We start from the raw sequence: 19025 nt of genomic DNA, 5'->3' as shown, positions 1-19025 counted from the left end.
TTAGCGTCTTAATCGTTCACGGATCAAACTTGCCCGCAGTCTGTCCAACTCATTTGACGGCAAACTCTGGCCCATAGTTTTCTGCAGATGAGCATCTCTAATCTCTACCATTAGTTCTTTGATTAAGCATCGCTCAACATCCACAATTAACTCTAAATCTACTCCGAGCAGAAGCGTTGACAGCAGTTTCAAGGCTTCTTTAGTAGTTATGATGCGCGCATTGGTTAAAATCCCATAAGCCCGATGAATCTGGTCTTCGCTGGCGGTGCGGTTCTGCTCCTGAACCAAATATTTGCGGGCTTGGCGCTCACTGTTGATAATCTGCTCGGTAACTCGAGCCAAATGCTCAAGCATATCCAGCTCCGAGTGGCCTAAAGATATTTGGTTAGAAACTTGATAGATATTGCCGAACGATTCACTGCCCTCACCGTACAGCCCTCTAACCGCCAGACCGAACTGGGAAATCGATCTCAATACATTGCCAAGCTGATTGATGCGGGCTAAAGCCGGCAGATGCAGCATGATTGAACCCCGCATACCCGTGCCCACATTCGTAGGGCAGGCGGTCAAATATCCGAACTCCGGATCAAACGCGTATTTTACCTCGGCTTCAATTAAATCATCAACTTTATCTGCCAGTTCCCAAGCTTCCTTCAGCTGCAGTCCGGGAAACAGCACCTGAATTCTGAGGTGATCTTCCTCATTAATCATAATGCTGATATCCTCACGCTCAGAGATAATTACTCCTTTATAGCTGGTCTGCTGAGTGTGCTCGGGACTGATCAAATGTTTTTCCATCAGGATCTGGCGCTCAAGCTCCTCAACTTCAGCGAGTTCATACAGCTCAACTCCAGCCAACTGATTCAAGGCGTGAGGAAGCTGTCTTGCCTGCAGCATCACCTGCCGCGCCTGATCGCGATTAGCAATGGCTGGAAAAGGAATGTCAGCAAAATTGCGGGCTAATCGAATCCTGGTTCCCAGCACTATGTCCCCTTCAGGACCGTCTTTTTTCATCCATGATTCGCTCATATTACTCCCCCTCCGCCTTTAAGACTGGTGCTCCAAGGCCCGGATCTGGTCCCGGATTCTCGCAGCCTCTTCATAGTTTTCAACACTAATCATCTGCTGCAGCTTTTCCCGCAGCAGCTTGATCTGCCGCTCAACACTTAAGTCGGCGTAGCTTCGGGCAGGAATTTTTCCTTCGTGGCTGCTGCTGCCGTGGAGTCTGCGCAGCAGCGGTTCGATTTCACTTCTAAAGGTGGTGTAGCATTCACTGCAGCCGAACTGATTGATCTGGCGAAAATCCTCCAGTGTTAAGCGGCACACCGGACACGCTTTCGGCTGGGTGATCTTCTGCGCAAATTTACTGTGATCAAATAAACTGGCAAAAAAGTTAGGCAGATCAATGTTTAGATTGAACTCACCCAGCTCCTGCGCGCACGCCTGACATAAGTGCATCTCAGTTTTCTTCCCATTAACGATTTTAGTGACATGCACGCTGGCAGTCTCTTTTTGGCACTTGTCACAAAGCATCGACTACACCTCGTTTTCATTATTGCACTGCATTATCAAAATCACTAAGCTCCGCAGCAAACTTGCCCGCAGCCTCGCCCGCCCCTGGCCAATCTGAGCGGTCTCCCGCTGCAGCAGGGCTCTGATTACCCGCTTCTGCTTATCTGAAAGGACTCCAAGTTCGCGAAAACTTGCTAAGAACTGCTCTGCTTGACTTTCGCTTATTTCATCACCAATCTCTAACAGCAGCTGTTCTGCCATCCTCGGGCGATCACTTTTATCCACCCTCACAATGCGGATATAGCCTCCGCCTCCCCGGCGGCTTTCAATCATATATCCCCGCTCCATTGTGAAGCGTGTCGTCAATACATAATTTATCTGGGACGGAACACAGCTGAACAGTTCCGCTAACTGGGCGCGGCTGATGGCAATGGCTTGGTTTTCACTGCGGCGGAGCTGCTGCTTAATGTAGCTTTCAATTAAATCAGCCAAACTCGCCATTTTCTGCCTCCTTTTTCTGACTATGCCTGACCTTCAACTATATTATAACATTATCTGTCAAGTTTTACGCAAGTGTTATTTTTGGTTGGTCAGGCAAAATCAGACCCGTTTCTCGTCAGATTTCGCACTCGATCGCAAATTCAAGCAAGAATTAGCCCTACTTGGCATATCAATTAAGCAGTGGAGGTGACAGCCTTGATCAATATTATCTGGTTTGCCATGCTGGCCTGCGGCATTGCCTCCGCCGCAGTGCAAGGTGAGATCCAATTGGTAACCCGCGCATCAATCGAAGGAGCGGAGGCAGCGGTAAAAATTGCCCTCGGATTAATCGGCATCGTTTCCTTTTGGTCAGGATTGATGAAAATTGCGGAAGACGCGGGTTTACTGAAACTAATCGCTAAACTGCTGCGCCCTTTAATTAAGATCCTGTTCCCTGAGGTTCCGTCAGACCATCCTGCTGCCGGAGCAGTCGTGATGGCCATGAGTGCTAACATCCTCGGTCTCGGCAATGCCTGCACTCCGCTGGGAATTAAAGCCATGGAAGAACTGCAGAAACTGAATGCCTCAAAAGATACAGCCAGCAATAGTATGTGTACTTTTGTGGCAATTACCGCCTCCAGTCTCACTCTCCTTCCCACTACGATCATTGCTCTCCGCACTGCTGCCGGCTCAGCGGATCCGACGGCTGTCGTCGGAACTACCATCATTGCCACTACTGCATCGACAGCTGCAGCGATTATTGTGGATCGGATCTTAAGGGGGGTAAGGACATGATTTCCGCAATCAACACTATCTCGGCCTGGGCAGTGCCCTTACTTCTGCTCGGAATCCCGATCCTCGGGCTGGCTCGGGGAGTCAAAGTATACGAGAGCTTTGTGGAAGGTGCCAAAGAAGGATTTGCTGCTGCGGTAAGGATCATCCCGTTTCTAGTGGCCATGTTTGTTGCCATCCAGGTCTTTCAGCAGTCCGGTATGATGAGTGTGCTGACCCGTTTGATTTCACCCCTAACTTCCCGCCTCTTTATTCCCGATGAAGTAATTCCATTAGCGCTAATTCGGCCTCTGTCCGGCTCCGGTGCCCTGGGAATACTGGCGTCAATACTAGAAACCTACGGACCGGATTCTTTAATCGGAATGATGGCTTCCACCATTATGGGCAGTATGGAGACCACTTTTTATGTATCTACAGTCTACTTCGGAGCGGTCGGTGTCAGGAAAGTTCGCCATGCCCTGCCGGCAGCCATTGCCGCTGATATTGCCGGGTTTTTAACAGCCGCTTTAGTCGTTACCTTGGTTTTTGCTGCTTAAATAATACGCAATAAAAATGGAACAATTTGGAATAAAACCGGGCCTGTCCGCACATACTTTTACTAGAATTAACAGCGGAGGTATGAAAAATGACCAAGCAGGAAAAACTGGAGATGATCAAAAAGGCAATTACCGCTATCGCTCAAGAGCCAAAACTTGATCCGCAAGCCAAAAAGCGGGGCATGAAAACCCTTAAAGAAGCATATCTCAGGTATTCTCAGAGTGTGAATTAATAATTTATCTTAAGATTTTACAGAATTTTTTCTGGGAGTTTATAAAGGTGACACCATATTTTGCAGGAATTAACCATAAGTTGCCGAATCTACCACGTGGACTTTTTAAGGAAGCGAGGTAGGTTCATGAGTATAACAATCGCATTACAGCTGCTGGGAGGCCTTGGCCTTTTTCTTTTTGGAATTGCCAAGATGGCCGAAGGCATGCAGAACGCTGCAGGCGATAAGCTGAAACGAATTCTGGAATTATTCACGTCTCGTCCAACTATCGCTATTCTAACAGGTGCCCTAGCCACGATGATTGTCCAATCCAGCAGTTCGACAACAGTCATGGTTGTCGGTTTCGTCAACGCAGGTCTGATGAATCTGACGCAGGCAGTCGGCACGATTATGGGAGCCAATATTGGTACTACGATTACAGCGCAGATTGTTGCATTTAAAATCACTGATATTGCGCTGCCGTTGATAGGTATCGGGGCAATTCTCAATTTCCTCAGCCGCAGAAAGACAGTGCAGAACATTGGTCTAGGAATTCTTGGATTTGGAATGCTGTTCTACGGTATGGAAATCATGAGCGGCAGTATCGCTCCCCTCAGGGAATATGAACCTTTCATCAATATGCTCGTCAGATTTGGGCAGAATCCATTGTTAGGAGTTCTGGCTGGAGCTCTTTTCACCCTGATCATCCAAAGCAGCAGTGCAACCACCGGTGTTGCCATTGCCTTAAGTCTGCAGGGACTAATCGATTTACCTTCTGGTATTGCACTAACGCTTGGCGCTAATATCGGCACCTGCATTACCGCACTGCTGGCATCAATTGGAACTAGTGTTACCGCAAAACGGGCCGCAGTTGCTCATGTGATGTTTAACTTTTTTGGAGCAGTTTTGTTCCTTGTCCTGATTAAGCCATTTGCATCGATTGTGGCTCACACCGGATCAACTGTTGCTCGCCAGCTTGCGAATGCGCACACAATCTTTAATGTAACCAACACAGTTTTGCTCTTCCCGTTTATCAATCAATTTGTTGCACTTATTGAGCGAATTATACCGGGAGAAGACTACGGTCCAGGTACCAAACCCCAGTTTTTGGACCGCAATATTTTACACACTCCAGCAGCAATTATCGCTGCTACCAGAGAAACATTAAGAATGTGCGACATATCCTTGGAAATGCTGAACGAATCATTCCAGTCGTTCCTGACTGGTGATCAGGACTTGATGGAAAGTGTGCTGGTCAAAGAGGAAACAATAAATAAGCTGGAAAGAGAAATCGTATCTTACCTTACAGCTGCAGCCGATAACCCCTGGACACCCAAGCAGCACCAGAAAATTACCAGTTTAATCCACTCAGCTCATGATGTAGAGCGAGTAGCGGACTTGTCCACAAATATCGTGGAGCTGGCACAGGCCAAAAGCAAGCACTATGTCAAGTTAAGCGACACTGCTGTCGAAGAACTGCAGACCATGTTTGCCAAAGTAGAATCGATCTACGCGCGGGCAATTGAAGTCCTTCGTACCGAGAAGGTTAAAGCCGCTGAGAATCTAATTGCAGAGGACGATGAAGTTGACCGCATGGAAAAAGAATTCCGTGATTCTCACATCAGGCGCCTCAACGAAGGCAAATGCCATCCGGAGGCAGGAGTACTTTACTTAGATGTCATCAGCACCCTTGAGCGGGTAGCCGACCACGGAACCAACTTAGCAGAAGCAGTTACCGGAGCACTGCTCGTGCCCGATACTGAGTAGCAAATAAGAACACAAGAAAAGACCCGGACTGGATTGTTCCAGCTCGGGTCTTATTTTATACTTTTATACTCACTACGGGCGAGTTATTTCAACTTCCAAGTAATCCACACTTCCGCCTACCGGTACTTGGCTTTTGCGCACCCTTACGACAACCTTCTCGACATCGTAAGCAGACAGAATCTGCTCAGCAATTTCCTCAGCCAGAGTCTCAACCAGATTGAATTCCTGCTCTTCCACGATATCCTTAATCATTGTATACGCATCTACATAATTGAAGGATAGTTCGGTGTCGTCATGAATATTCCGCAGATCAGTGTAAACTTCTAGATCAACAGCAAACTTCTGGCCTAGTTCTCTTTCCACGTCAAAAGCACCATGGTACCCATAAAAGCGCATGTTTTTCAATACAATTTTATCCGACACTGCACTACCTCCTTAATAGACCTGCAAACTTAGTATGTAAATTCCTAGTCCTTATTATAAGGACTAGGATCAATTTACTCGATGCCGACTACTGGCTCCTGTTTAGTCTTAATGATGGGTTCCCGCTTCTTATCTTCCTCTTCCTGCTCCTGAATAGCTGCGACCTGTTTTTGAACAGGTTTTTCATCAGCTTCCGCTTTTGGTTCAGGAAGCTCGCGTCCTTCCATAATTGCCATAAATTCTTCGTGGTCTATTGTTTCTTTTTCTTTAAGCACTGCAACGACTGCATCTAAGCGGTCGCGATTTTCGGTCAGTACGTCAAGCGCTCTTTGGTAGCAGCTCTCGATAATACTGCGAACTTCGCTGTCGATTGCTGCCGCTACTTCTTCACTGAAGTTGCGGTCGCGGGAAATGTCCCGGCCTAAAAAGACCAGATCTTCACCGCCTGGATGGCCGAAGGTGAGAGGACCGAGTTTTTCACTCATTCCCCATTCCATTACCATCTTACGCGCAATCCTTGTCACCCGTTCCAAATCATTTTGGGCACCTGTGCTGTACTCATTAAATGCTAGGATTTCAGCCGCGCGTCCACCCAGCATATTAGTAAGCTCATCTAAAAGCTTGGACTTGGTCATCACATAGCGCTCAGTCTCCGGCAGGTACATCGTATAGCCTCCGGCTTGACCGCGACCGATAATGCTCACTTTATGAACCGGATCAGAATTGGGCAGGAAGTAAGAAACAACAGCGTGTCCTGCTTCATGATAGGCAAATACTTCCATATCTTCTTCGGTAAGCACACGCTTTTTCTTTTCCGGACCCATAATTACCCGGTCAATCGCTTCTTCACACTCAAGCATCGTAATCTTTTTCTGGCCTTTGCGGGCTGCCAAAATAGCAGCTTCATTCAGCAAATTTTCCAGATCGGCACCGGCAAACCCGGGTGTCCGTCTGGCTAGAACTTTCAAATCTACACCGTGAAGCGGTTTGTTGCGGGCGTGAATCTTCAAGATTTCTTCGCGGCCGACCAGATCTGGGCGATCCACTACAACTTTCCGGTCAAAACGTCCCGGACGCAGCAGAGCCGGATCCAAGACATCAGCTCGGTTAGTTGCTGCCATCACGATGATCCCGGAGTTAGTCTCGAATCCATCCATCTCAACTAAGAGCTGATTCAAGGTCTGCTCCCGCTCATCATGGCCGCCGCCAAGACCGGCACCCCGCTGCCTGCCCACAGCGTCTAATTCGTCAATAAAGATTAAACAGGGTGCATTTTTCTTAGCTGTGTCGAATAGGTCGCGAACACGGGAGGCTCCCACACCCACGAACATCTCCACAAACTCGGAACCGCTGATACTGAAAAACGGTACCCCTGCTTCACCTGCTACTGCTCTTGCCAGCAGAGTTTTTCCGGTTCCCGGTGGTCCAATTAACAGCACACCCTTAGGAATCTTTGCACCTAAATCAGCAAACTTCTTCGGCTGTTTAAGAAACTCAACAATTTCAACAAGCTCCTGCTTGGCCTCATCCACACCAGCTACATCGTTAAAGGTGATCCGGATTTTATCCTCGGTATGAAGCCTGGCGCGGCTCTTACCAAAAGACATCGCTCGATTATTGCCGCCCTGCATCTGATTAAGAATAAACAACCAGATACCAATAAACACTATTAAGGTAATAATGTTCGGAAGCAGAGCCACCCACCAGGATGTTCCCTGAGGAGCCTGAGCTTCAATCTCTACATTCTGCTCAATCAGCAGATCGCTGATCTCTGCCATTTTGCCTACTGGAACCATCGACTGGAATTTTGTTCCGTCCTTCAGTAATCCCTGAATACTCTGGTCACCGATTAATACTGCCTTTAATACACTATTTCCTCGAATGTAGGCGTTCAGCTCACTATAAGTCAACTGCCTTACAGGATCAACAGACTGATACATACCCTGGATAACCATCACAAGAATAATGGTAATCAGCAGATAAAGACTAATCTGTCGTAATATTTTATGCAAAATACGACCTCCTTCCAACTGTCCCTACCGCAGCAGCATCTCGAAGTGTGTCAACTTTGATACTACTCATGTTTATTTATTATATCATAGGCCGATCATCATGGCAATCATTCACAACCTCTAATTTTATCCGTAAAACCCTCCGGCTTTCCGGAGTGATCCGCCCCTTCTCACTTCTTCTGACACCACACACCCAGATAGCGTCCTTCTGATCACAAATTATGGGAAGATAATCCCGCAGATAGCGCGGAAGCTTGGCCTCGATCAGCAGATCTTTGATTTTCTTTAAACCAGTCTGCCCGAAAACCTGCATCCGGTCGCCCGGTCGGCGCCGGCGAACAGTTAGAGGCAGACTCAGCTGATCGAGATCAAAATCTTCTCCTTCCTCACCTAGCGCGCAGTCTTCATGATATGGTAAAATTTCAGTTTTTATCCGGTATTGTCCTGCTGTAATCTCACCGGGAACTGGCAGCTCCTGCTCTTCCCAAGCGGGAAGCTGCGGTCTTCCGAACACTATAATATTCGGCTCTCCCAGCACGGTTATTAAGGGTAATTCACACGTAAAGTGGTTTCCACTTAAAATTTGGGCGCGCAGCCTTTCAATCTGCTCAAATGCAATCCAGTTCACACTCTGCCCAGCTTGAGCAATACAGGTCTGCAGCAAACGGCGCTGAAACGCCAAAGAAAGCTGGGCAAACTCCCGCCTGGGAAGCATCAGCACGCCATGGCGGTAAAAAGTCAGCTGCTGCATCAGTCGGTCGGTCTGAGCCTTCATTACATCCTCATCTGCCTGCACAATCTCCGCCAGCTGTGCCAGATGTTCTCTAAACTTGGGATTATATTCAGCTTCAACTAATGGAATTAATTCGAGGCGCAGCTTATTGCGGCCATATTCAGGGCTGAAGTTAGTTTGGTCATGGTAATATTTAATACCAAATTCATGGCAGTACTCCATAATCTCCCGGCGTGCAAACGGCAGCAGAGGACGAATATAGCAGTCTCTCACCGGCTTCATCCCCCCCAGGCCTGCCAATCCGGTGCCGCGTATTAAGTGCATCAGCACAGTTTCAGCCTGATCATCCCGATGGTGCCCGAGGGCGGTCTTGGTGTAGCCATTGTGCTCCATGCACTCCCGCATCAGCTGATAGCGCACCTTTCGGGCACCTGCTTCCACCGACAGACGGTGTTCCCGGGCATAGCGGTTGACATCATGCTCATAGATAAAAACAGGCAGACCCAACTTATCGGCATATGCAGCTACATAGTCCGCTTCTTCATCTGCTTCAGCCCGCAATTTGTGGTTAAGATGAAAAACGCCCAGCTCAACATCGGACATGCGCTGGAGCAGATGCAGTAAAGCCATAGAATCAGGCCCGCTGCTGACTGCCACGAGAACCCTGTCACCAGGTTTGAGCAGCTGCCGGGCCTGAATATATGCAGTAAACTCAGGGAACAAATCATAACTCACTTAAGCTAACTCCTTTGGTACGGATGGATTTCCGGATCGCTGCGGAGTAAGCGGGCAACCAACACCATCATGTCATCAGAAATGGCACCATTAGCTGCTTCGATGCTCTTAAGCAGCAGATAACTGGCCAGCTCCTGGCAGTTCAAATCATCCTCCACCCGCCTGAGCACATTGCATAACCACTGCTCCTTGTTGACTACATCCCGCTGAAATTCCAGCATGCCGTCGGTAATCATGACCAGATAGTCACCTTCATACAGCAGGCGTCGCTCCGGTTCCACCTCAACGTGATTGAGAATACCGATGGGAAGAGCGTGGTTTTGAATGACCTCAACACTGCGATCCCGCTTGATAAAACTTGGTGCCGCGCCAATTTTGACAAACTCTAGCTGTCCCGTCTCCAGATCTGCAACAACAAGATCAATCGTAGCAAAGGAATCGGTAGTACTGCGGGCCAGCAGCGTTTGATTGATCACCTTAACTGCCAAATCCGGATCATAACCCACCCTAATCATTTTTTCCAAAAGCCTCACCGTTGCCAGGCTGTCGCTTGCAGCCCGCTCACCGGTACCCATTCCATCGCTGATCAGAAGTCCCACCCGGTTGGTGGATAAATTAAAGATAGCGTTGTTATCTCCCGAGACTTGTCCATGGGCGATTTTTGCTGTCTTCACATCTACAACATACCTTGCTTTGTTGGAAATGTCAAACCCGCATTCACCGGTGGTTAAACAGCTGCGCTCCGCAACCGCAAAACTGGACCCCAATAGATTAGAACAGGCCGCTGCGACCTGGTCGCACCAGTGCTCGCCACAGCGGCTGAGCCGCCGGCCGGCAATCGAAAAACAGCCATCTGTCTGCAGGACTGTCAGTTCATTAAGCTCAGGCGAATTTACTTCCTGCCACAGCCGTTCCTCAACCGCCTCGGCAAACTCGACCCGAGTACTTAATTCTGTTCCCAGCAGCGCTACTACTCGCGCTAAACTCCTCAGCTGCTGCGCAATGAACCGACTGCCTTCCAGAACTTCAGCCAACTCATCTAAAACTTCTGAAAATTGATTGATCCGCTCTTCTAGAATCTGCTGCGCTCGAGCAGCATGAGATGCCTGCCGACTGACATACTGGCTTGTCCCAGGAATTAAACGTCCTAACTGACGCAGATGCTGCGTGGGAGTGAGATAAACCGCTGCTGCTGCCAAGAGCAGTTCGAACAAGTTCTGCACACTTTCCGGAGCAACCGGAATCCGGTAAGTCAAAAAATACGCTGCCAAACCAGCTGCGAATAAACCAAAAGGGATCTTTTCCAACAACCCGCTAATCACAGCTGCTCCTGTAATCAAAACAGCGATTTCCAGCGGCAGGCCGATCAGCTGACTGAAGATGGCAAAAATCGGTCCAATCATGAAGGACAGAGCTGCTCCCCCAATCCTGGCTGCTGCCAGAACCAAGTAAAACATGATCATTAAACGCAGCGACATCTGCCCGATGACAAGGTCTATCCCTAAGCATACCGCTGTCAGCAGCAGTCCGGCCTGAAACTCTCTACTATCTAAAGCGTAAGTGCGGTTTTTGTTGACAAATGTGGAAAACATACTGAAAGCTGCGATGGCTATTAAAGCTTCACTAAAGGCTGTGATCCAGATCATGGGATAGCTGACACCACCGTACCTGATCGCCAAGGGTGCCTTAACGCCTAAAAAACTGACAAAAATCCAGAAAACCCAATAACCATTTTTCTGCCTCAGCTTGCGGCTGCGCCCCGCCAACCAGACCAAGAGGGATGCAGCGTAATAGGGGAACAGCGCTGAACCCTGCCCAAGAGACCAGTAGCCTAAACCCACGCTCACAAGCGCCCACCAGGAGCGGGGGCGAGGGCCTCGATATACCGCTGCTAAAAATGCAACGCCAAAAGGCAGCAGCTCGTCCAACAACAGGGCACGGCTTAAAAAGAAGCCCAGCAGTATCAGCATCCACGGTATTCTCAATGATAATGATACCGGTTGAATCCTGCTTCTGCGCTTCCGTTTAACTTCCAGCGGTACCAGCCGATAATTCTGCGCGCTTGGTTCGGTCCTTTCCATACCAATCATCCCCTAGACGTGATATAATTACGTTTAACATATCACACCTAGGGGATAAGATCTGTCGATTGCTCTATTATAAAAAAAAGAAAACCCTGTACAATACTAGGGTTTTTCGCAAAATATGGTAGCGGCGGCTGGATTTGAACCAGCGACACTACGGGTATGAACCGTATGCTCTGACCAACTGAGCTACGCCGCCGTGACAATCTTTATTATACATACTGTGATATTTTTAGTCAAGTGCTTTTTGGTTGAACTCAAATTGTTTTTATTGTAGGATAAGACTAGCAATTTCAGGAGGTAAGAATATGGCCGGTTCTACATTTGGAAAAAGATTGACAGTAACTACCTGGGGGGAATCCCATGGTCCAGCCCTGGGCGCAGTAATTGATGGGTGCCCAGCCGGTATCAGCCTTAATCCGGAGCTGATTCAGCGTGATTTGGATCGGCGGCGCCCCGGACAGTCTGCCTATGCCACGTCAAGACAGGAACTTGACCGAGTTGAAATCCTTTCTGGAGTATTTCAGGGAAAGACAACCGGAACCCCGATCTCGATCTTGATCCGCAATCAAGACCAGCGCTCTGAAGATTACGCCCATCTGGCAGATGTATATCGCCCCGGTCATGCTGATCTCACCTATCAGCAGAAGTACGGTATTCGCGACTACCGCGGCGGCGGACGAGCATCTGGGCGAGAAACGGCAGCCCGAGTAGCCGCAGGAGCTGTGGCTAAACAGCTGCTGGCAGAACTGGATGTTCAAATCACTGCGTATACATATGCTATTGGGCCGATTAAGATCAATCCCGATAATTTTGATCCTGATCTGATTCACGCCCATCCGCTGGTAATGCCGGATCCGGAAGCTGCAGCACAAGCCAGCAGTTATCTCAATGAACTCAAGGCCAGCCACAACTCCAGCGGTGGAGTGGTAGAATGCATTGTCTCCGGACTTCCTCCCGGAGTTGGCGAGCCGGTTTTTGAAAAACTCGATGCTGTCCTGGCTCAAGCCATTTTTTCCATTGGCGCTGTAAAAGCAGTGGAAATCGGCTCTGGTTTTAAGGCGGCAGCCATGACCGGAAGCGAGCATAATGATTGGTACCGGTTCCACAGCGATGGCAGGGTGATCAAGCAGACCAATAATGCCGGCGGCATCCTAGGCGGGATCAGCGATGGTTACCCCATCAAATTGCGGGCGTACTTCAAGCCTACTCCCAGCATCGGTCTTAATCAACAAACGATTAATTCGGAACAGGAAAATGTTGAGCTGGTGATCAGCGGACGCCACGATCCGGTTATTGTTCCCCGCGCAGTAGTAGTGGTAGAAGCCATGGCCGCCCTGACACTGGCCGACTATCTGCTGATTGGAGCGACAGCTAAAGTATCTAACATTAAACGAGTATATTATTCCTAGCATGTTCCTAAAACAGCGCAGCCCTGACGAACAGTGTTCGGCAGGGCTGTAATTTTTCAATACCTTATGATATTTCAAGTGGTTTAGTCTGACACAGTGAAGTCACAATGTGAGGCTTGCCGATGCGCTGATCCAACCGACGCGCCAGCGGTCTTGCTAATGCGCCACACAAAATCAGACTGACAACAGCTGCCAGAGCTGAAACTGCATCATCTTTTGTAAAAGAATAGGTGAGAAAATAACCCAAAAACAATCCTAAGAAAGGCAGGCCATAGAGAACCAGCATTGCCTGAAAGATTCCTCTGCTTGGATATTCAATCATAACCGTATCGCCTACAGCGGCGTTAATATTAAAATCCAGCTTGATAATCTTCTCCTTTTCCTGCTCACGTGGAGTTAAGCGAATGCAGCCTTTGCAGTTACCACATGCTGCGCTGGGATTCATAAACTTCACCCAAGCTTGGCTGCCTTCAATTTTGATAATTTCACCCTGCTGCCGCATGAAATCCCCCCTCGAAAAGATAATAAAAAGCGGTGTGACACCGCTTTTTATGTCTGATCTAAACTCGTCAACTGCTCCAAAAATATATCCAGCTCGCACATGGACTGTTCTCCGGTCCAGTGCATGCATGACTCGCAGCTTCGCTCTGCATTTTCATCTGCGCGCTCATATTCACTGCAAGTCTGACCTACTAGCAGCATCTGCTGTTTGCTTGGCACAGTGTCCCTCCTAATCCTAATTTTAGGATTAGTTTAACCAAATAAATGAATTAATTACCGGCCAGAATCTGCCTGACCGCTTCTTTAACCGCATCGCTGGTGTAGGTAGCGCCGCTGATGCTGTCTACATCGGGACTTTGAGCTTCAATAATAGCTGGAATCAATTTAGAAAACGCCCCTGCTGCAACAAACTCTGTATCATTATGGCTGAGGATTTCGATATCAACCATTTGACCATCTTCGATTGTAACTGCCAGCTCCAGCTCACCGCCAAAGCTATCAGCCGTCGCAGTATAGACTCCATCTGCCAGTGCTCCCGGTATCGACAACCAGAAGTAGATTGAAACAAGTACCAGCGCGGCTAGTAAACCTAAACTGATTTTACTGCGTAAAACTTGATCGAGCAATGCTAAATCCCCTTTCTCCGCGTTAAGCTCTGTTATTTACAGTTTATCATTTTTATTTGATTAAATAAAGGGGTTTTCCTCACCATTTTTAATCATCTCATATACCTGAAGCGCATCCTTATCACCGCGACCAGATAAATTCACTACAATTACTTGTTCCGGACTTAAGGCTGGCGCACGTTTGAGCGCATAGGCAACTGCGTGAGAGCTTTCTAACGCCGGAATGATCCCTTCAGTCTGGGAAAGAACTTTAAATGCGTTTAACGCTTCCTGATCCGATACCGTCACATACTCTGCCCTTTTTACAGCGTGGTAGTAGCTGTGCTCCGGACCAACACCGGGATAATCCAGACCTGCCGCAATTGAACTGGTTGGTGCCGGTTCGCCATCGGAATCCATAACTGAATAGCAGCGGAAACCGTGAATTACCGCCGGCTGGCCGTAAGTTATGGCTGCTGCGTGCTCACCAATGCTGCAGCCTCTACCACCCGGTTCCACTCCAATAAACTTAACTTCTTTATCATGGAAGAATGGGGCAAACAAGCCGATCGCATTGCTGCCTCCCCCGACACAGGCGATCAGGTAGTCAGGATAGCGTCCAATCTGCTCCATGGATTGAACTTTCGTCTCCTCACCGATCACGGACTGGAAATCACGGACAATTTCCGGATAGGGATGGGGACCAACTGCAGATCCGAGCATGTAGAAGGTATCGCGGTAGTTGTGCATATAATCTTCTAAAGCCGCATCTACCGCTTCTTTCAAGGTGCGGTCTCCAGTTTTAACCGGGACTACCTTCGCTCCGAGCAGTTCCATCCTGAATACATTTAAAGCCTGCCGCTTAGTATCTTCCTCACCCATATATACAACGCACTCTAAACCAAATAGTGCGCATCCCGTAGCAGTAGCCACGCCATGCTGTCCGGCTCCTGTTTCAGCAATAATTCTTTTGACACCCATGCGCCTCGCAAGCAGAACCTGACCCATTACATTGTTGATTTTATGCGCTCCGGTGTGGTTTAGATCTTCACGTTTCAGATAAATCTGGGCACCACCCAGGGTTTCACTCAAACGCTGGGCATGGTATAACGGACTGGGCCGACCGACATAGTGCTTGAGATAATATTCTAATTCCTGCTTAAACTCAGGATCATCTTTAATCTCGGCATATGCTTCTGCTAAATGATCTAAAGCCTCTTTTAACGCGTCCGGTACAAACTGACCCCCGAAATCTCCGAAAAATCCTGGTTTAGAACTCAACTCGACTCTGCTCTGCTCCACTTTACTCATCTCATCTCTCCTCATCATTTTATTCTATAAACTGATATCAGTATTATTTAGCCACCAATCCAAAAAGTCCTGCATTTGTTCGAAATCTGCGCTAAAGCCTCGACGCACGTAAAATCCAGACCAAGCGGAAGCCAGCGTCAAAACCTCCGAAAGAGGCAGATTTAATAAGAGTCCTAAGCAGAATCCGGCATTAAAGTTATCCCCGGCGCCCGTTGTCAGCTTAGGTTTCGCGCAGTAAGGCCCATTGATTTCTGCAAATACTCCGCCGCAAACAGCTGCGCAAGATTTGACTGCGTGCACAGCCACACCCCAGAGCTGTAGTTCAGCAGCCAGCTCTTGAGTAATTTCTCCTAATGGCACTTCTGCGGTCAAAAGATGATTTAAACCTAAAGCCTTAGCCACTTCATCCGCTTCTTTGCGGTTCAGACCCAAGACGACATTATAAAACTGGGAGAAGTTGCGCAGATAATCAACAGCCGCCAGCAGATCTTCCCGGCTCCGCTTCTCCGGATCACACAAATCAACAAATAAATACGGCCGCTTGACCATCTCCTGCTCGGATAAAAACTGATAAAGATGATGCCACAAATCATTCATATAAGGAAGCATAGTCCAGTTTAAAGTCGCGACTAAATCAGCTTCAGTAAAAGCTTTTCTGAGCAGTTCCGGCTCTAGCTTGGCAGCCAAGTTTTCCCAGGTTACCTCATTTAAGGGAGTTAATTTGCCCATCATAATCTTGCCGTCATTAAATTCAAGGGCATCAGTGTGACCGGGATTGGCAAACGAAACTATATTTTCACACCCGGACACCATCTCATGAAAAACCGGATGAATCTCCGGAACACCAAGTGCGCCGATATACGTGATCCGCTGATTCACCGCTGCCAAGGCATTGGCCATATTGGGGCCATTGCCTCCCAGTTTAACCCGCGTGGGCACCAGCTCAATATTGGTGCTCAGTCCCGCGCTGTTCGAAATCCTCCGACCGAGATCTGCGATCGTTTCTATGGGCTCATAGTAGGAAACGGAATGGCGTTTATCCACCACTTCAATGATCTCATCCACGAATCCGTCGAATCCGATGGTAATCATAAATCGAGGCAGCTCAGAACTGGTTTCAAAAAACTTAATCAGGTTCGTTAACGCTGTTTGCAGGTCGGTCTTCATTATTGACATACCTCCACTTGGCTTAATCAATCAGAAAAACTACCGCAAATCGGGCGAGAAAATCATAGGCCGCCAGTGCCTTAAGCACCCGTTCGGCGTCCTCATCGCTGATCACAACACTGGTGCGAGTTGGTTCAATCACCTGCACCGCTTTCACGATCAGAGGCACAGCCAGAGGATAATCTGGATCTACTGCAATTCGCCCATAAAGTTCGGGGGTGAGCTCACTTCCGTAGCTTACTATTCCCGTCTGCTGCAGAAAATCATAGCTGGCAGCAATTCCGCCGTAGATCAGCTGTCCTGACTCGGACCACACGCTTGGACTCATGCCTCTGCCCACATTCAGCCCGCGGGTGTCGATCACTAACCCAGTATAAATTGTACCGTAGGTTTGAATCCGCTCCTCCCAAAACTTTCTGATCGCGCTTACGCTGGTCTCAAGCTGAGTAATGCGGAGGGCATCCCACCAATACTCTCCTTGCTGATCGACGCTGATGCTTAACCGGGCTGCTTTATAATTTTCCGGAACTGTGACTTCAATTCCAATGTTATACCAGCGGTCCGGATCCCCTAAGCCTCGCTGCACCTGGGATAGGCCCAGTTTTTCACCGCGACCATCAAACAACTCAACCGTTAAGTATACAATTGCATTTGGAACACTTGACCGCAGGTTTAACCCAACCCGATAGCTGCTGCTAGGCTCTAAGCGGAGTTCCTGATAATACGGCTGCTCCGGACTTACTGTCAGCGCTGTTCCTTGTGCCGCTGCCGGTAAAGCCCTAATCCCTATTAAGCTGAGGATAACGATGATAAAGCCATACTTTTTGATCGAGAATCTCACGTTTCAACCATGCCTCCTCTCCTTTTAAATATTTCGCTTCCAGATGATTGTTTCCTGTCTTTTAACAAGAAACACCATTGTTGACACTCACTGCCCTTCATGATAAATTTTAGATAACACTAACTTACGTTAGTTAGGGGGATTGTTTTGAAGGAAAAAACACTGTATACCGCCCTGATCATACTCGGAGTCCTAGTCTTAAGTGGATGCAGTTTTTCGCTGCTGCCGGGCTCGGGACCGGCAGTTATCGGAGGGGAACCTCAGACAGAGACTGAACTGGAACCATCCGGCGAATCATCGGCAGTACCACTTACCGATGGTTTTGATTTTCCCGTCGGCGACCGGGATGGCAGCGGCTGGGGTGTAACTGGATATCGATTCATGGAGTGGAGCAATTACAGCAAGACTTGGCATCCAGGTGAAGACTGGAATATGCACGGCTCAGCAATGGCTGACTTGGGCAAACCGGTCTATGCCATTGCTAATGGCATCGTCCGCTTTTCCGGATTCAATAGTGCTCAGGGGAATATTGTCATGATTGAGCACCATCTTCCCGATGGGCGCAAGGTCTGGTCCCAGTATGCGCATCTCCATGAACGCTGGGTCTCTGCAGGAGAAATTGTGTGGCGCAGGCAGCCGATCGGGACAGTCGGCCGCGGACCCAATAATACCTTTTCACCCCATCTCCATTTTGAGATCCGCCTCAAATACCAGCCCCAAAATGGCTGGCCCCGGACTAATGGACAGGCTTGGCCCGCGTCTAAGGTGCGCGAGTATTACGCCGATCCATCAGCATTCATCAACAGCAATCGGCCGGCAAAATAAGAAAGAACTTCAAAAAAAAGGCAGAAATCTGCCTTTTTTTGCGTTAGATCGCGTATAATAAATAGGATAAGGAATGAGAGGAGCTGCTTCCAATGGAACTGATTAAGGACTATCCCATGGCGCACCTAACATCACTAGGTGTAGGTGGACCAGCAGATTATCTATGCAAACCACGCACCACTGCAGAAATACAGGAAGCCCTCAGATATGCGCGGGAAAACAACCTGCCGGTTACCGTAATCGGATATGGTTCAAATCTATTGGTTACCGATAAAGGAATCCGCGGTCTGGTTATCCAGCTGGCGGACAATTTTGCCAAGGCTTGGGTTGAAGGCACTAGGATTACAGCTACAGCGGGCTGTCTATTCAGCTCAGTCAGCAAATTGGCTGCTAAACACAGCCTGACAGGCTTAGAATTTGCTGTAGGCATTCCGGGGAGCTTCGGTGGCGCAGTCTTTATGAACGCCGGCGCTTACGATGGCGAAATCGGACCCCTGATTGAAGAAGTAACCTGGGTAACAGCCGATGAAATCGGCGTCTGGGATAAAACAGAGTTTACTTATTCATACCGCCACAGTCGAGTGCAGACAGATGGAGTGATAGTGGCCGAAGCTGTTATCAAGCTTGAACCGGGAAATCAGCAGGAAATTCTCAATAAAATGAAGGAACTGCAGGCGCGGCGCAGAGCGCGGCAGCCTTTAGACATGCCCAGCGCTGGCAGTACCTTTAAACGCCCACCGGGGTATTATGTGGGACCGCTGATCGAAGAGGCAAATCTAAAAGGGTACAGCATCGGCGGAGCGCAGATCTCAACAAAACATGCGGGCTTCATAGTCAACACGGGCGGAGCCACCGCTCAGGATGTGCTCGACTTGATCGCCTATATTCAAAAGACTATTAAAGCTAAATACAATGTTGATCTCCAGCCGGAACTGCGCATCATCGGTGAGGAATCGAGTAGGTAACCGCTAGGTGATCAGCCTAGCGGTTTTCCTCTCACAGAACGGTACGTACGGACCGCGTATACCGCTCCTGATAGACCTCAGTCATACTTCGTAGTATTGATGCAAAAGACCG

20 protein-coding genes and 1 tRNA gene are annotated in these 19025 nt (G+C 48.6%); 7 read left to right on the top strand and 14 right to left on the bottom strand.

The features are described 5' to 3' along the window. Genes GX019_00235 through GX019_00225 form a run of 3 tightly spaced genes read right to left on the bottom strand, consistent with a single transcriptional unit; the run spans position 1 to position 2013 of the window. The gene (locus GX019_00235; GenBank protein ID HHT35587.1) at positions 1–1029 is read right to left on the bottom strand and encodes a protein arginine kinase; all 1029 of its coding nucleotides are present in this window, start codon (positions 1027–1029) and stop codon (positions 1–3) included. An 18-nt stretch (positions 1030–1047) separates the two neighbouring features. Further along, positions 1048–1533, bottom strand: a complete 486-nt coding sequence (locus GX019_00230; GenBank protein HHT35586.1) for a hypothetical protein — start codon at positions 1531–1533, stop codon at positions 1048–1050. A gap of 3 nt (positions 1534–1536) precedes the next feature. Further along, a complete protein-coding gene (locus GX019_00225; protein ID HHT35585.1) occupies positions 1537–2013 on the bottom strand; it encodes a CtsR family transcriptional regulator in 477 nt (158 codons plus the stop codon). A gap of 195 nt (positions 2014–2208) precedes the next feature. Between GX019_00225 and GX019_00220 the strand changes: the two genes are divergently transcribed. The 4 genes from GX019_00220 to GX019_00205 all read left to right on the top strand — a co-directional run bounded on the left by GX019_00220 (position 2209) and on the right by GX019_00205 (position 5299). Continuing rightward, positions 2209–2787, top strand: a complete 579-nt coding sequence (locus GX019_00220) for a spore maturation protein (GenBank protein ID HHT35584.1) — start codon at positions 2209–2211, stop codon at positions 2785–2787. Continuing rightward, positions 2784–3320, top strand: a complete 537-nt coding sequence (locus GX019_00215; protein ID HHT35583.1) for a spore maturation protein — start codon at positions 2784–2786, stop codon at positions 3318–3320. Before GX019_00220 ends, GX019_00215 begins: the two co-directional genes overlap by 4 nt. 89 nt (positions 3321–3409) lie before the next feature. After that, positions 3410–3553: a hypothetical protein gene (locus GX019_00210; GenBank protein HHT35582.1), complete on the top strand. Its 144-nt coding sequence runs from the start codon at positions 3410–3412 to the stop codon at positions 3551–3553. Positions 3554–3679: 126 nt separating this feature from the next. After that, a complete protein-coding gene (locus GX019_00205) occupies positions 3680–5299 on the top strand; it encodes a Na/Pi cotransporter family protein (protein HHT35581.1) in 1620 nt (539 codons plus the stop codon). Between the two features lie 72 nt (positions 5300–5371). On the opposite strand, the gene folB is transcribed toward GX019_00205, so the two are convergent. From folB to GX019_00180, 5 genes are all read right to left on the bottom strand, one after another. Continuing rightward, positions 5372–5722 (bottom strand): dihydroneopterin aldolase, encoded by a 351-nt coding sequence (folB, locus tag GX019_00200; protein ID HHT35580.1) that lies wholly within the window; start codon positions 5720–5722, stop codon positions 5372–5374. 74 nt (positions 5723–5796) lie between these two features. After that, complete coding sequence (locus GX019_00195) at positions 5797–7677, bottom strand: ATP-dependent zinc metalloprotease FtsH (GenBank protein HHT35579.1); 1881 nt, start codon at positions 7675–7677, stop codon at positions 5797–5799. 136 nt (positions 7678–7813) lie between these two features. After that, positions 7814–9202, bottom strand: coding sequence for a tRNA lysidine(34) synthetase TilS (gene tilS / locus GX019_00190; protein ID HHT35578.1), 1389 nt, complete (start codon positions 9200–9202; stop codon positions 7814–7816). A gap of 5 nt (positions 9203–9207) precedes the next feature. Beyond that, positions 9208–11283, bottom strand: coding sequence for a SpoIIE family protein phosphatase (locus GX019_00185; GenBank protein ID HHT35577.1), 2076 nt, complete (start codon positions 11281–11283; stop codon positions 9208–9210). Between the two features lie 125 nt (positions 11284–11408). Then, a tRNA-Met gene (locus tag GX019_00180) sits at positions 11409–11485 on the bottom strand. A gap of 109 nt (positions 11486–11594) precedes the next feature. Here GX019_00180 and aroC point away from each other — a divergent pair. Further along, on the top strand, positions 11595–12698 hold the full coding sequence (gene aroC / locus GX019_00175) for a chorismate synthase (GenBank protein ID HHT35576.1): 1104 nt from the start codon (positions 11595–11597) through the stop codon (positions 12696–12698). Between the two features lie 64 nt (positions 12699–12762). Here the strand turns inward: aroC and GX019_00170 are convergent, their stop codons facing one another. The 6 genes from GX019_00170 to GX019_00145 are packed head-to-tail and all read right to left on the bottom strand — an operon-like array spanning position 12763 to position 17123. Then, positions 12763–13200, bottom strand: coding sequence for a SoxR reducing system RseC family protein (locus GX019_00170; GenBank protein ID HHT35575.1), 438 nt, complete (start codon positions 13198–13200; stop codon positions 12763–12765). A gap of 47 nt (positions 13201–13247) precedes the next feature. After that, complete coding sequence (locus tag GX019_00165; GenBank protein ID HHT35574.1) at positions 13248–13418, bottom strand: hypothetical protein; 171 nt, start codon at positions 13416–13418, stop codon at positions 13248–13250. A gap of 50 nt (positions 13419–13468) precedes the next feature. After that, positions 13469–13825: an FMN-binding protein gene (locus tag GX019_00160; protein HHT35573.1), complete on the bottom strand. Its 357-nt coding sequence runs from the start codon at positions 13823–13825 to the stop codon at positions 13469–13471. Between the two features lie 60 nt (positions 13826–13885). Then, positions 13886–15133: a tryptophan synthase subunit beta gene (gene trpB / locus GX019_00155; protein ID HHT35572.1), complete on the bottom strand. Its 1248-nt coding sequence runs from the start codon at positions 15131–15133 to the stop codon at positions 13886–13888. A 6-nt stretch (positions 15134–15139) separates the two neighbouring features. Further along, complete coding sequence (locus GX019_00150) at positions 15140–16282, bottom strand: carbohydrate kinase family protein (GenBank protein HHT35571.1); 1143 nt, start codon at positions 16280–16282, stop codon at positions 15140–15142. A 22-nt stretch (positions 16283–16304) separates the two neighbouring features. Beyond that, positions 16305–17123: a hypothetical protein gene (locus GX019_00145; protein ID HHT35570.1), complete on the bottom strand. Its 819-nt coding sequence runs from the start codon at positions 17121–17123 to the stop codon at positions 16305–16307. A gap of 147 nt (positions 17124–17270) precedes the next feature. Here GX019_00145 and GX019_00140 point away from each other — a divergent pair, with 147 nt between their 5' ends. Together GX019_00140 and murB are read left to right on the top strand one after the other, a co-directional pair. Further along, entirely contained in the window at positions 17271–17948 is a 678-nt protein-coding gene (locus tag GX019_00140; GenBank protein HHT35569.1) for a M23 family metallopeptidase, read from the top strand. A gap of 98 nt (positions 17949–18046) precedes the next feature. Next, positions 18047–18913 (top strand): UDP-N-acetylmuramate dehydrogenase, encoded by an 867-nt coding sequence (murB, locus tag GX019_00135; GenBank protein ID HHT35568.1) that lies wholly within the window; start codon positions 18047–18049, stop codon positions 18911–18913. Positions 18914–19025 lie beyond the last annotated feature (112 nt).

This window comes from Bacillota bacterium, from assembly GCA_012837335.1.
GTDB lineage: Bacteria > Bacillota > Limnochordia > Darwinibacteriales > DTU012 > DTU012.
This window is presented reverse-complemented; position numbering and strand designations above follow the sequence as displayed.

Excerpts from the sequence above, each read along its gene's own strand:
- aroC (HHT35576.1), top strand. The coding sequence starts at position 11,595 with ATGGCCGGTTCTACATTTGGAAAAAGATTGACAGTAACTACCTGGGGG.
- GX019_00230 (HHT35586.1), bottom strand. The coding sequence starts at position 1,533 with ATGCTTTGTGACAAGTGCCAAAAAGAGACTGCCAGCGTGCATGTCACT.
- GX019_00185 (HHT35577.1), bottom strand. The coding sequence starts at position 11,283 with ATGGAAAGGACCGAACCAAGCGCGCAGAATTATCGGCTGGTACCGCTG.
- GX019_00170 (HHT35575.1), bottom strand. The coding sequence starts at position 13,200 with ATGCGGCAGCAGGGTGAAATTATCAAAATTGAAGGCAGCCAAGCTTGG.
- GX019_00215 (HHT35583.1), top strand. The coding sequence starts at position 2,784 with ATGATTTCCGCAATCAACACTATCTCGGCCTGGGCAGTGCCCTTACTT.
- GX019_00205 (HHT35581.1), top strand. The coding sequence starts at position 3,680 with ATGAGTATAACAATCGCATTACAGCTGCTGGGAGGCCTTGGCCTTTTT.
- GX019_00235 (HHT35587.1), bottom strand. The coding sequence starts at position 1,029 with ATGAGCGAATCATGGATGAAAAAAGACGGTCCTGAAGGGGACATAGTG.
- GX019_00150 (HHT35571.1), bottom strand. The coding sequence starts at position 16,282 with ATGAAGACCGACCTGCAAACAGCGTTAACGAACCTGATTAAGTTTTTT.
- GX019_00195 (HHT35579.1), bottom strand. The coding sequence starts at position 7,677 with ATGGTTATCCAGGGTATGTATCAGTCTGTTGATCCTGTAAGGCAGTTG.
- GX019_00210 (HHT35582.1), top strand. The coding sequence starts at position 3,410 with ATGACCAAGCAGGAAAAACTGGAGATGATCAAAAAGGCAATTACCGCT.
- GX019_00225 (HHT35585.1), bottom strand. The coding sequence starts at position 2,013 with ATGGCGAGTTTGGCTGATTTAATTGAAAGCTACATTAAGCAGCAGCTC.
- trpB (HHT35572.1), bottom strand. The coding sequence starts at position 15,133 with ATGATGAGGAGAGATGAGATGAGTAAAGTGGAGCAGAGCAGAGTCGAG.